The sequence below is a fragment of the Flavobacterium sp. SOK18b genome (assembly GCF_014156605.1).
Lineage (GTDB): Bacteria > Bacteroidota > Bacteroidia > Flavobacteriales > Flavobacteriaceae > Flavobacterium > Flavobacterium tiangeerense.
Map to the genome: position 1 here is coordinate 18229 of NZ_QKNZ01000024.1, position 12631 is coordinate 30859.

At 34.0% G+C, this 12631-nt stretch carries 13 protein-coding genes; 4 read left to right on the forward strand and 9 right to left on the reverse strand.

Translation table 11 applies throughout. The features are described from left to right. Window positions 1-72: 72 nt before the first annotated feature. From murD to DNC80_RS05695, 7 genes are all read right to left on the reverse strand, one after another. Complete coding sequence (murD, locus tag DNC80_RS05665) at window positions 73-1404, reverse strand: UDP-N-acetylmuramoyl-L-alanine--D-glutamate ligase (protein ID WP_182649969.1); 1332 nt, start codon at window positions 1402-1404, stop codon at window positions 73-75. 1 nt (window position 1405) lies between these two features. Then, window positions 1406-2635, reverse strand: coding sequence for a phospho-N-acetylmuramoyl-pentapeptide-transferase (mraY, locus tag DNC80_RS05670; protein ID WP_182649971.1), 1230 nt, complete (start codon window positions 2633-2635; stop codon window positions 1406-1408). Between the two features lie 74 nt (window positions 2636-2709). Then, entirely contained in the window at window positions 2710-4173 is a 1464-nt protein-coding gene (locus tag DNC80_RS05675; RefSeq protein WP_182649973.1) for a UDP-N-acetylmuramoyl-L-alanyl-D-glutamate--2,6-diaminopimelate ligase, read from the reverse strand. After that, window positions 4170-6173 (reverse strand): penicillin-binding transpeptidase domain-containing protein, encoded by a 2004-nt coding sequence (locus DNC80_RS05680; RefSeq protein ID WP_182649975.1) that lies wholly within the window; start codon window positions 6171-6173, stop codon window positions 4170-4172. The genes DNC80_RS05675 and DNC80_RS05680 overlap by 4 nt, the downstream gene beginning before the upstream one ends. Beyond that, window positions 6164-6511, reverse strand: a complete 348-nt coding sequence (locus tag DNC80_RS05685; protein ID WP_086453019.1) for an FtsL-like putative cell division protein — start codon at window positions 6509-6511, stop codon at window positions 6164-6166. Before DNC80_RS05685 ends, DNC80_RS05680 begins: the two co-directional genes overlap by 10 nt. Window positions 6512-6514: 3 nt before the next feature. Continuing rightward, window positions 6515-7423: a 16S rRNA (cytosine(1402)-N(4))-methyltransferase RsmH gene (gene rsmH / locus DNC80_RS05690; protein ID WP_182649977.1), complete on the reverse strand. Its 909-nt coding sequence runs from the start codon at window positions 7421-7423 to the stop codon at window positions 6515-6517. After that, a complete protein-coding gene (locus DNC80_RS05695; RefSeq protein WP_086453018.1) occupies window positions 7398-7871 on the reverse strand; it encodes a division/cell wall cluster transcriptional repressor MraZ in 474 nt (157 codons plus the stop codon). Before DNC80_RS05695 ends, rsmH begins: the two co-directional genes overlap by 26 nt. 373 nt (window positions 7872-8244) lie before the next feature. Here DNC80_RS05695 and DNC80_RS05700 point away from each other — a divergent pair, with 373 nt between their 5' ends. From DNC80_RS05700 to DNC80_RS05710, 3 genes are read left to right on the forward strand one after another with little or no spacing between them, the layout of a single operon-like run. Then, the gene (locus tag DNC80_RS05700; protein ID WP_086453017.1) at window positions 8245-9018 is read left to right on the forward strand and encodes an alpha/beta fold hydrolase; all 774 of its coding nucleotides are present in this window, start codon (window positions 8245-8247) and stop codon (window positions 9016-9018) included. A 30-nt stretch (window positions 9019-9048) separates the two neighbouring features. Beyond that, a complete protein-coding gene (gene yihA, locus DNC80_RS05705; RefSeq protein WP_144889323.1) occupies window positions 9049-9669 on the forward strand; it encodes a ribosome biogenesis GTP-binding protein YihA/YsxC in 621 nt (206 codons plus the stop codon). Between the two features lie 13 nt (window positions 9670-9682). Beyond that, window positions 9683-10330: a hypothetical protein gene (locus tag DNC80_RS05710; protein WP_182649979.1), complete on the forward strand. Its 648-nt coding sequence runs from the start codon at window positions 9683-9685 to the stop codon at window positions 10328-10330. Between the two features lie 26 nt (window positions 10331-10356). On the opposite strand, the gene gldC is transcribed toward DNC80_RS05710, so the two are convergent. Continuing rightward, entirely contained in the window at window positions 10357-10695 is a 339-nt protein-coding gene (gene gldC, locus DNC80_RS05715) for a gliding motility protein GldC (RefSeq protein WP_182649981.1), read from the reverse strand. Beyond that, on the reverse strand, window positions 10695-11651 hold the full coding sequence (gene gldB, locus DNC80_RS05720) for a gliding motility lipoprotein GldB (RefSeq protein ID WP_182649983.1): 957 nt from the start codon (window positions 11649-11651) through the stop codon (window positions 10695-10697). Before gldB ends, gldC begins: the two co-directional genes overlap by 1 nt. Before the next feature lie 98 nt (window positions 11652-11749). Here gldB and nadE point away from each other — a divergent pair, with 98 nt between their 5' ends. Further along, complete coding sequence (nadE, locus tag DNC80_RS05725) at window positions 11750-12547, forward strand: NAD(+) synthase (RefSeq protein ID WP_182649985.1); 798 nt, start codon at window positions 11750-11752, stop codon at window positions 12545-12547. Window positions 12548-12631: the final 84 nt, after the last annotated feature.

Genomic DNA, 12631 nt, shown 5'->3' on the forward strand with positions numbered 1-12631 from the left:
TCTTTGTTACCAATTCTAATCCTTTTATAGCAGAGGATTAAACCGCCCTTAGCCCCTTTAAATAATACTTGCTTACAAACTTTTAACCGCTTGTTTAAATTGTTGACCACGATCCTCATAGCTTTCAAATAAATCGAAACTAGCACAAGCAGGAGACAATAATACGGTATCTCCTTTCTCTGATAAGCGCTGCGCCATTCTTACCGCATCACTCATAGAAGTTACCTCAACCATCATGTCTACTACATTGCCAAATGCGTCTATAATTTTTTTATTATCAACTCCAAGACATACAATTGCCTTAACCTTTTCACGAACCAATGGCATTAATTCATTATAATCATTCCCTTTATCAACACCACCAACAATCCATACTGTGGGTGCATTCATACTATCTAAAGCAAAAAAAGTAGCATTTACATTTGTAGCCTTAGAATCATTAATATATTGAATGTTCTGAATTTTCAAAACCTTTTCTAAACGGTGCTCAACTCCTTGGAAATTTGACAAACTTTCACGGATAGTAGCTTTTCTGATTTGCATTAATTTTGCTACTGAAGTGGCTGCCATTGCGTTTTTCATATTATGTTTTCCCTCTAAGGCGATATGCTCTGTATCCATTGAAAAATCCTCTCGGTTAATTTTAATTTCCATTTTATTTTGTATTGTGTAAGCTCCTTCGTTGAATGTTTTTGTCAATGAAAAAGGAATTAATTTTGCTTTTGTTTGATGAGTTGTTAACCAATTATTGATCGCTTCATCATCTGCGTCATAAATTAGATAATCCTCCTCTGTTTGATTCATTGTTATTCTAAACTTTGAATCGATATAATTTTCATATTTATATTCGTATCGATCTAAATGATCTGGACTAATATTAGTAATTATTGCAATGTGTGGCTTGAAATTAAATACCCCGTCTAATTGAAAGCTGCTCAATTCAAGCACATAATAATCAAACTTATTATCGGCCACCTGCCAAGCAAAACTTTTACCTATATTTCCTCCTAAACCTACATTTACTCCAGCTGATTTCAATAAATGATATGTAAGCATGGTTGTAGTTGTCTTTCCATTACTACCCGTAATTCCTATAATGGTAGCATTTGTAAAAGGAGCAGCAAACTCAATCTCTGACATTACCGAAACACCTTTTTCTACTAGTTTTTTAACAATAGGAGATTTATCAGGAATACCAGGGCTTTTCATAACCACATCAGCATTTAATATTAAATCCTCAGTATGCTTTTCTTCTTCCCACGGAATTGAATTGAGAGATAAAACCTCTTTATAATTCCCTTTTATTTTTCCAAAGTCAGATACGAAAACGTCGTACCCTTTCTTTTTTCCTAAAATTGCAGTTCCAATACCGCTTTCTCCTCCACCAAGAATAACTAGTCTCATACTATCTCAATTTTAATGTAACTATGGACAGTATGGCTAACATGATGGCTACAATCCAAAAACGGGTAACAATTTTACTCTCATGATATCCCTTCTTTTGATAATGATGATGTAATGGGGACATCAAAAATATTCTGCGGCCTTCGCCAAAACGTTTCTTGGTATACTTAAAATAACTCACCTGAAGTACTACCGAAAAATTTTCTACTAGAAAAATACCGCACAACAATGGGATTAGCATTTCCTTACGAACTGCAATTGCTAGTACAGCAATGATACCCCCAATAGTCAAACTTCCCGTATCTCCCATAAATACCGATGCTGGATACGAGTTATACCAAAGAAACCCAATTAAAGACCCTACAAATGCCGCTATAAAAACCGTCATTTCTCCTGAGTTAGGGATATACATAATATTCAAGTAATTGGAAAAAATAATATTCCCCGATACAAACGTAAAAATACCTAACGCCAGCACTGAAATTGCCGATGTTCCTGCAGCAAGACCATCTATACCATCTGTTAAATTCGCACCATTTGAAACAGCTGTGATAATAAAAATTACCACTGGGATAAATATTAACCACGCCCATTTTTCATAACCTTCTCCAGTCCAAGCTAAAACTTCGGCGTAATCAAACTCATTATTTTTAAAAAACGGAATTGTAGTTGCTGTTGATTTCTCTTCAATTGGAGCTGGTAAAACAACGGTGCTAGTAGGTGCTCTAAAAATATCTGACGTAGACGTATCTGTACGTACAGTAACACCTGGATGAAAATAAAGAACTGTACCCACTATTAACCCTAAACCTACTTGTCCTATTACTTTAAAAATTCCTTTTAAACCTTGCTTATCCTTTTTAAAAATCTTGATATAATCATCTATAAATCCTATTGTTCCCATCCAAAGCGTGGTAACAATAAGCAATACTATATAAATATTATGCAGTTTTGCAAAAAGTAAAACTGGAACAAGCGTTGCAAATATGATAATCAAACCTCCCATGGTAGGAGTACCCGCTTTTTCATTTTGACCTGCTAATCCAAGTTCTCTAACCGTTTCTCCTACTTGCTGTTTTTGTAAAAAGTGAATAATTCGTTTGCCATAAATAGTAGACAATAATAGCGATAGCATTAAGGCTAATGCTGATCTAAAAGTAATGTATTGAAAAACTCCTGTTCCAGGAACATCCATCATTTTGTCTAAATATTCAAATAAATAATACAGCATATATCTTTGTTTATCTTGTTAACTGTTATTTTGTTTTTTTCTATGGATCGCTTTAAATACCAAACGATGTGAAATTATTTCCCTAATTGTTCTAATAGTTCTTTTACTATTTTCATATCATCAAAATCATGACGAACACCATTAACTTCTTGGTATGTCTCATGACCTTTACCTGCAACCAACAAGATGTCATTAGGCTGTGCTAACTGACACGCTGTTTTAATAGCTTGCATTCTATCTGTAATAGAAATTGTTTTCTTAAAATGATGTGGAGCGACTCCTTTTTCCATTTCAGAAATAATTTCTAAAGGATCTTCACTCCTTGGATTATCCGATGTAAAAATAGCTTTGTCACTTAAACTTGCAGCAATATCAGCCATTACTGGTCTTTTTGCTTTATCCCTGTCACCCCCACAACCCACAACAGTAATCAGCTGCTCGTTTTGAGTACGAATGGTATTTATTGTTTTCAAAACATTTTCAAGAGCATCTGGTGTATGAGCATAATCAACAATAGCAGTTACATTAGAATTCGATACTATATATTGAAACCTGCCTGAAACACTTTCTAAATTAGATAACAACCTAAGAACTTCTAAACTATCAAGTCCTAATTCTACAGCGGTACCGTAAATTGCAAGCAAATTATACGCATTGAAATCTCCAATCAATTTAACCCAAACTTCATGACCGTTTATCTTTAATAACAAGCCTGATAATTGATTTTCTAAAATTTGTGCTTTATAATCGGCATAGGTTTTTAAGGCGTATGTTTTTTTATTAGCAATAGTATTTTGCAACATTACAGATCCATTTTTATCATCCGCATTGGTAAGAGCAAAACCAGTTTTTGGTAAACTATCAAAAAAAGCTTTTTTAACATCTCTATACTCAGCAAATGTGGGGTGATAATCTAAATGATCATGAGACAAATTGGTGAAAACTCCACCTGTAAAATGCAATCCTTCTGTTCTCTTTTGATGAATCCCATGCGAACTCACTTCCATAAAACAATATTCGACACCACTTTCTATCATTTCATTTAGATAGTGGTTTATGGTAATTGAATCTGGAGTGGTATGAGTAGCTTTATACTCTTTCTCATTCACCATGATTTTTACAGTAGAAAGCAATCCTACTTTATACCCAGCATTTTTAAACAATTGGTATAATAAAGAGGCAATAGTGGTTTTACCATTAGTACCTGTAATACCAACTAATTTTAGTTTTTGCGAAGGCGAATCATAAAAATTTGCAGCCATGCAAGCCAATGCCGCGTTGGTATCTTGAACCTTTATAAACGTTACTCCTGGCGCAAGTACTAGTGGCAATATTTGACAAACTATTGCAGTGGCTCCCTGTTGGATAACTTTATCTATATAATCATGACCGTTTGAAACTGTACCGTGAATAGCAACAAACACATCTCCTGCGAGAATTTTTCTAGAATCGAATTCTATTTTATTCACAGGAATATCTGTAAGACCCGTTACCGAATCTATAGCTACTTTGTATAATATGTCTTTTAGTACTTTCATGATAACTCTAATAATATTGTTGCATTTTTCACTACACTTTCACCTGCTTGCAACGACTGTTTTTTTACTTTTCCTACACCTACAACTTTTACTTTCATACCTAAATTTCCAAGAAGCGCTACAGCATCCATGCCTGACATTCCTTTAAGATTAGGAACTACTTTCTGCTTTTTCTGAACTTTTGAATAGTAAGCCTCATAGTTTTGTTCTTGCTTATCAATTTTCCTGTCAAGATTTTTTATGGTATTGGTAGATGGCGCATCGGTAAATATTTTTTGTGCAATTCTTTTAAAAACTGGTCCAGCCACATCAGCACCGTAATAATTATTAAGCGCAGTATTGGGCTTATGCACCACCACTATACAAGAATACTTTGGGTTCTCGGCTGGAAAATAGCCCACAAAAGAAGACGCGTAATACATTCCTGTTCTACCTGCTTTACCATAGTTCACCTGCGCCGTACCGGTTTTTCCTGCCATTGAAAAATCTTTGGAAAACAATTTAGATCCCGTTCCTTTTTTCACCACATTTGCCAAGACTGCTTTCAGTTTTACAATGGTTTCCTTAGAACAAATTTTAGGGTTCAAAACTTCTTTTTCATATTTTTTTATAGTCCTATTCCATTCTTTTATTTCAGATACAAATTGTGGTTTTACCATTTCCCCATCATTTGCAACGGCATTATAAAAAGCTAATGTTTGCATTGGTGTAATATGCACTCCGTATCCAAAAGCCATCCAAGGCAATGATATTTTAGACCAACTTCTATCTGTAGGTTGAGGCACGTACGGAATTCCTTCCCCTTTGATAGAAAGTCCTAATGTTTTATTAAGTCCATAATTATTAAGGTGATTTACAAACTGTGACGGATTCTCTTTGTATGCATTATAAACCGCTTGAACCAAAACCGTGTTAGAAGAAACCTCAAATCCTCTAGCCAGCGAAATCTTGCCGTATCCACCATCATGAGAGTCTTCTACTTTTTTACCAAAATAAGTTATTACTCCGTTTTTGCTATCATAAACTGCACTTGTATCTACTTTTTTATCATCTAACAATGCCATTAATCCTGCTAATTTATAAGTAGAACCAGGCTCATGAGACTCCGCCACAGCGTAATTAGTAGTTTCATAATAAGTTCCGTCATTGGCTCTTCCTAAATTAGAAATTGCTTTAATATGACCGGTTTTAGTCTCCATCACTACTACTGATCCGTGATCTGCTTCGTAAGACTCCAGCTGTTTCAATAAAGCGTGATGTGCTATATCTTGAATATAAACATCAATAGTTGAGATCACATCATACCCGTCTTGAGGATCTACCTCATTAACATCACGAATAGGTTTCCACTGTCCTTTTGCAATTTTTTGTTTTAAAATCTTGCCGTCTTTCCCATTCAAATATTTTCTAAAAGCCCATTCTATTCCTTTTCCATCAACAGATTGACCGTTTTGAGTACGTTCATACCCTACTGTTCTTTCGGCAATTTTACCTATGGGATGCTCCCTAACTGTTTCTTGCTCTACAATTATCCCACCTTTAAAAGCTCCCAAATTAAATAATGGAAAACCTTTAATTTTAAAATAAGAAGTATAACCTAGTTTACGACCTATTAAATAATATCTATTCTTGTTGGCACGTGCTTTTCTTAATTCATTTTCAAAATAGCTAGATGTTTTACCCAAGACTGTTGCTAAAGAATCTGATAGTGATTTTACATTCTTTTCAAATACTTCGGTTTTGGGTGCAACGGCATCAAAACGTATTTCGTAATTAGGAATTGATGTAGCCAATAGACTGCCATCAGCCGAGTAAATATTTCCTTTATTGGCTGGGATTACAAAGTTCCTTACCGTTCTTTCTTTGGCTAATTTTCGATAATAATCTCCCTCAACCCATTGAATATTCGTTAATTTAATAGCAATTGCCACTGCAATCACAAAGATGAATGCAGCAACCAGATAAATTCTGTAGGATATATTTTTATCGTCTACTCCCATATTTTTTTGAAAAAGTTTTTTTCTTCTTCTTTGACTACTTTTATTTTTACTGGTGGCACTGTGGATGGATAAATTTGTCTTTGCAACATTTTATCAGATATAGTGGACTCCAATTTTAATTTCATTAACTCTGATCTTCTATCAATAAACTCTGACCGCAATTCTTTCACCTGATTTGATAGTGCTGTTATTTCAAAAACTTTTTGATCAAATCTTTGTGTGCTTGCAATCATAATAATAGCTAGTACAATTACAAAAACAATGAATCGCCAGTTTTTTACAGCATCATCGTTTACAAGAAACTTTGCTTTTAATAAACTGTAAACCCCGTTTTTCATTTTTTATCTTTTTTCAGCAATTCTTAATTTGGCACTTCTTGCTCTATTATTCTCTTTAATCTCGTTAGCATTGGGAACAATTAATTTTCCAATGGTTTTAAATGGAACCGAAAAATTTCCAAAAAAATCTCTTTCTGGCTCTCCATCAAACATTCCGTTTTTTACAAATCTTTTCACCAATCGGTCTTCAAGTGAATGATAAGAGATTACACTCAAACGTCCTTCTGGTTTTAAGATTTCTAAAGATTGCTCTAAGAATTCCTTTAAAACATCCATTTCTTGATTCACCTCTATACGTATAGCTTGATAAATCTGAGCCAATATTTTATTCCTAACTCTTTCTGGTAAATACCTTGACAAAACCTCTTTTAACTCATCAGTAGTTTTTATTGGATATTGCGTTCTGGCCTCCACAATAGTTCTGGCTAGTACAGGAGCATTTTTTAACTCTCCATAATCCAAGAAAACTCTTTTTAAATTTGCTTCATCATATTCGTTTACCACCTTGTACGCACTCAAGTCATTTTTTTTGCTCATTCTCATATCTAAGTCCGCATCAAAACGAGTTGAAAACCCTCTTTCTGGAACATCAAACTGATGAGAAGAAACTCCAAGGTCTCCTAAAATTCCATCAACACTCTTTACTCCATAAAAACGCAAAAACCGTTTTATAAAACGGAAGTTTTCATTTATCAGGGTAAATCTATCATCAGCTAATGCGTTGGCTAATGCATCTTCATCTTGATCAAAGGCAAACAACTTCCCATTTGGCCCCAGCCGTTTCAAAATTTCTTTTGAATGACCTCCTCCTCCAAAAGTTACATCTACATATACTCCATCAGGATGAATATTTAAACCATCTACTGATTCCTGAAGCAAAACAGGATTATGATATTCCATTGTTGTCGTCATTTAAATTCCCCATTACTTCTTCTGCTAAATCTGCAAAATCCAGATCATCTCCACTTATTGATTTCTCATACAAATCTTTATCCCAAATTTCTACCATATTAATAGATGACGAGAAAACAACATCTTTAGTAATACTTGCAAAAACTGCTAAATCCTTTGGAGCCAATAATCTACCTAGCGCATCAATCTCTACCACTTTTACTCCTGCGGTAAACCTGCGGATAAAATCATTATTTTTTTTCACAAAGCGATTGAGCTTGTTAATTTTTGCCATCATTACATTCCACTCTTGCATAGGATACAACTCAAGACATGGCTGAAACACAGAACGCTTCAAAACAAACCCGTCTTGAAGTGATGAAGCCAATTGCTTTTTAAGAGGTGCTGGTAGTAGCATCCTGCCTTTTGCATCAACTTTGCATTCATATGTTCCTACAATTGTGTCCAAACAAAAAGTATTAAATGATGTAGAGCAAAAATATAAAAAAATCTACCACAATTTACCACTTACTACCACTTTGTTAATAAGTTTAACCACTTTCTAGCCAAAATCCTTAATTTATATACTGTCAACAGGTTAGCCTCATTTTTGTTAATTCACTATTCAAGAATAAAAACCCTAGCAGGATTGTTCAAAATATGGAAATATCAGGCAATTAAAAAGATATTTTCACGTAAAAAAAACACTAGTATTTTACTACATAAAAAGGATTGTTTATGACGCGCTAGTGATAATTTTACAATTAAAAATTGTCTTAAAAATTCATTTTTATTTATTAAATCCTATATTTGTCAAAATTGAAAATAGGGATTAAAAAAAAATGGAAAAACACTATAAAAAAGAGGGAAGATACAGCTATTATGAAGCAGGTGAAGGGACTCCAATTGTCATTTTACACGGACTTATGGGCGGACTTAGTAATTTTGATGCTGTTGCCGATCACTTTTCTTCAAAGGGTTACAAAATTATCATTCCAGACTTACCCATTTACACACAAAACATTTTAAAGACTAATGTAAAAAGTTTTGCAAAATACGTTAAAGATTTCATCACCTTCAAAGGATTAGAGCGTGTTATTTTACTTGGAAATTCCCTAGGAGGACATATTGCATTGTATCACACCAAAATGTATCCTGAAAAAGTAGCTGGACTTGTAATTACTGGTAGCTCTGGTCTTTACGAAAGCGCCATGGGTGATAGTTACCCAAAAAGAGGTGATTACGAATACATAAAAAAGAAAGCCGAAGACGTATTCTATGATCCAAAAGTTGCAACAAAAGAACTTATCGATGAAGTGTACGAATCCGTAAACGACCGTATCAAATTAATAAAAACGCTTACGATTGCAAAAAGTGCTATACGCCATAATATGGCCAAAGATCTACCTAAAATGCATGTACAAACTTGTATTATTTGGGGAAAAAATGATAAAGTAACACCTCCAGATGTTGCCGAAGAATTTCATAAATTATTACCAAACTCTACTTTGTACTGGATTGATAAATGCGGTCATGCTGCAATGATGGAGCATCCAGAAGAATTCAACCGCCTGCTAGAAGAATGGCTTACCAATACGCATCTTGCCATACATTAAGGTACAGTTTGCATTTTACACCTTTAGAACATGAAAATTAATACCGCCGAATTTGTTATCAGTAACTCCGATGTATCAAAATGTCCCAAAGACTTTTTACCGGAGTATGCTTTTATTGGCCGATCTAATGTGGGAAAATCATCCTTGATTAACATGATTACCAACCACAAAAAATTAGCCAAAACATCGGGACGTCCAGGGAAAACACAACTAATCAATCATTTTTTGATTAATAACAACTGGTTTTTAGTGGATTTACCTGGCTATGGTTATGCTAAAGTATCTAAAAAAACGAAGTCTATATTTCAAGAATTTATTACTGATTATTTTGAAACAAGAGAACAACTTGTTTGCGCTTTTGTGTTAATTGATATTAGGCATGAAGCACAAACGATAGATGTTGAATTCATGTCATACATGGGCGAAAGCGAAATTCCGTTTTGTATTATTTTCACCAAAGCCGATAAGATTAGTAAAGTAAAAATTGACTCCCACATTGCTGCCTATAAAAAGAAAATGTTTGCAAATAACTGGGCCGAAATGCCTCAATATTTTGTTACATCTGCAACAGAATCTACTGGAAAGGAAGAGTTATTGACCTATATTGATGAAGTAAATCAAGAAGTTTTTAAAAACAACAGTCAATTTTAGAACTAATTTTTCAATGAATTCAAACAATAGGAGCATCCTTTTTAAAGTAGGAATTCTTTTTATAGCTCTGACCTCCTGTAAATCCAACACCTACCTATTTACAAATCATGATTACAAAACAGGTGTAGATTTTACCCAAGGAAAATGGCTCTTAAACACGGTCTACAGCGCTAAGGAAAATCGAGAAAAACTCACTGAAGAAGCAACATCGTTTTTTGCTGAAAATATAGGTAACCGTTATCATTTTCGGACTGATGCTAAGGGCTTGCTCCTTCCTGAAAACATACCCCTTAACCCCAACAAAGAACAAATCAAATCACTACAAGCAGGTACCGGATTTGATTACTTTATCAATGTATCATCCAAAAAAAATAAGGATGAATTAGGAACAATCTCTTTATTTGACGATGAACAATCAAGAGAGGAAAACAATGGTGAAGTAACTCTAGAAATATACGATTTGAATTTACATCAAATTATATATGCACAAAAAGTAATAGGTAGGGATCGAGCAGTTCAACAGAAGTCAATGTGGGAAACCAAAAAATCAAACAAACTAATTGATAACATCAATTTTCATAAAAGCTCCAATAAATTAGTATTAGGAAGTCTAAAAAAGATATTGAAAGATCTTAAAAAGAAATCTATCCAAAAAAAATAAGAGCTGCAGGAACAGCTCTTATTTTTTTATTTTTTGGTTAAGTCCAGTTTTTCTGCAAAATAATCGCAAAAATCTTTCATTGTTGCAGCCATTTTTTCATCGTTTGTGGCCCTATTAAAAGTGTCAGACATGGCAACTAAAGTCTGATGGAAAAAAATTTTCATTTCATCTACAGGCATATCCTTTGTCCACAAATCAATTCTCATACTTTCTTTTGCTTTACTATCCCAGATTGATAGCATTATAGCTTTAGCCTCTTGTTGCTCTACACCACCATCTTTGGCAGTCCACATTAGTTTTTCTGGAACGCGATTTTCATCTAGTTCAACTAAAAATTTTATTTCTGATGTATTGGTATTTGACATTATTTTTTGGGTTTGTATTTTGATTTAACAAAGATTTCTTTTGCGTCTGTTTTTAACAATTCTTCTAGTGAAGCGCCACTGTTTTCCATGTAAGCTCTAACAATTTGCCATCCTACCCATACCCCTACTTGACCAGGAGAATCGTTATCAATTTCTAAATAAAATTTTGAGAACGGTGCTGGGTTGATAAACCTAAGTGCTAATTTTTGCTCACTACTATAGAGCATTTCCTTCTCTAAGAAATAGCGCCACATGTAGCTTTCGTTTTCTTCACACCATTTTATTTGTTCAGGAGTGTACCCTATTTTTTCGGCGTCAGTGTAAGTAGGCAACAGTAAATCTTTCAAATAAAGCTGCTTACCCCAATAAACCATTTGAGACAACAACTCCTTTTGAGTTCCCGGAGGAATTTTACGCATGGCAAAACTGGACACTACATCAGGTGCAATTTGTCTTTCTTCAAAATTTTGTTTTAGGTAATTGGGAAATTGATAAAATTTATGATCCTTTCCTAAGTACAATTCGAGAGAAATGATTACCAAAGAATCTGCATAAATTGCTTTGGTATTGTAATCCATTTCAGAAATCACAGTGATCACTTTTGGGGTTCTTGTTTTTGGAAAATGATATTTTATTTGCTTAAATAAATCATCTAACTCTTTCTTTACTGGTTCTATGTTGGCATACTTTTTTTGAACCTCTGTGTAAAGTTCTCTCCAAAGAGGATTTTGCATTTTCTCTATCCAAACCGTGTTATCATTGCCTGCAGGAAAAAAATAAGGATACTGTTTTTTTACCTTATCTAAATTTTCTGGTTTGGTTTCGAAAAAAAGTTTGTCAAATCTTTCTACCTTTAAATCTACAGGAATCTCTGTAACTTCATGCTCTACTTTCGTTTTTTTCTCGCATGCCATCAAAACAAGACAAAAGACTGCTGTTAATAGGTATTTTTTCATAATTAATTAATTAAATTTGTGTATGTAACCTCGGGAATTAATGCACAACAAATTGCTTTTGCAAATATACATCCCTCCTTTTTAAAACGTGAATTATTATGACTAAAAAAAGTATTTTTGAAGCTGAAAAAGTAAATACTCATATTGTAAACTGGTTAAAAACCTATGCCGAAAATGCAAAAGTTAATGGTTTTGTCATAGGTATTTCGGGTGGTGTAGACTCTGCAGTAACCTCTACTTTGTGTGCACAAACAGGCTTACAAGTTTTATGTGTTGAAATGCCTATTCATCAGGCTGAAAGCCACGTACAAAGAGCCCAAGAGCATATTGAGCAATTAAAATCTAGATTTTCAAACGTACAAAGTGTACAAACTGATTTGACTGCAGTATTTGAAACTTTTAAACAAAGTGTCCCTCACAGTATCGATGAGGCAAAGTTCAACCTTTCTCTAGCAAACACACGAGCCCGCATACGAATGACTACGTTGTATTACCTGGCAGGCATACATGGATTGCTAGTTGCTGGAACTGGAAACAAAGTTGAAGATTTTGGTGTTGGATTTTACACAAAATATGGTGATGGCGGCGTAGATTTGAGTCCTATTGCTGATTTAATGAAATCCGAAGTGTATGAATTGGGGCACTATTTAAAAATTCCAACTTCTATTCAAAAGGCATCCCCTACAGATGGACTTTTTGGTGATGACAGAACAGATGAAGACCAACTGGGTGCTAGTTATGACGAATTAGAATGGGCAATGCTAGCTGATGAATCTGGAAAAAAAGCATCTGATTTTGAAGGACGACAAAAAATTGTCTTCGAAATTTACAAACGTCTAAACACAGCAAACCGCCATAAAATGGAGTCTATTCCGGTTTGCAAAATAAATTTTTAATAAAAATTTGAATTTTTATGTTGATTTACAATTAATTACAGAATTTATTTATTAATTTTACAATTCCAATAACAAACAATTCAA

What these genes read in the sequence shown, in the direction of transcription:
- murD (WP_182649969.1), bottom strand. Translation starts at nt 1,404, where the DNA reads ATGAGACTAGTTATTCTTGGTGGAGGAGAAAGCGGTATTGGAACTGCA.
- mraY (WP_182649971.1), bottom strand. Translation starts at nt 2,635, where the DNA reads ATGCTGTATTATTTATTTGAATATTTAGACAAAATGATGGATGTTCCT.
- DNC80_RS05675 (WP_182649973.1), bottom strand. Translation starts at nt 4,173, where the DNA reads ATGAAAGTACTAAAAGACATATTATACAAAGTAGCTATAGATTCGGTA.
- DNC80_RS05680 (WP_182649975.1), bottom strand. Translation starts at nt 6,173, where the DNA reads ATGGGAGTAGACGATAAAAATATATCCTACAGAATTTATCTGGTTGCT.
- DNC80_RS05685 (WP_086453019.1), bottom strand. Translation starts at nt 6,511, where the DNA reads ATGAAAAACGGGGTTTACAGTTTATTAAAAGCAAAGTTTCTTGTAAAC.
- rsmH (WP_182649977.1), bottom strand. Translation starts at nt 7,423, where the DNA reads ATGACGACAACAATGGAATATCATAATCCTGTTTTGCTTCAGGAATCA.
- DNC80_RS05700 (WP_086453017.1), top strand. Translation starts at nt 8,245, where the DNA reads ATGGAAAAACACTATAAAAAAGAGGGAAGATACAGCTATTATGAAGCA.
- yihA (WP_144889323.1), top strand. Translation starts at nt 9,049, where the DNA reads ATGAAAATTAATACCGCCGAATTTGTTATCAGTAACTCCGATGTATCA.
- DNC80_RS05710 (WP_182649979.1), top strand. Translation starts at nt 9,683, where the DNA reads ATGAATTCAAACAATAGGAGCATCCTTTTTAAAGTAGGAATTCTTTTT.
- gldC (WP_182649981.1), bottom strand. Translation starts at nt 10,695, where the DNA reads ATGTCAAATACCAATACATCAGAAATAAAATTTTTAGTTGAACTAGAT.
- gldB (WP_182649983.1), bottom strand. Translation starts at nt 11,651, where the DNA reads ATGAAAAAATACCTATTAACAGCAGTCTTTTGTCTTGTTTTGATGGCA.
- nadE (WP_182649985.1), top strand. Translation starts at nt 11,750, where the DNA reads ATGACTAAAAAAAGTATTTTTGAAGCTGAAAAAGTAAATACTCATATT.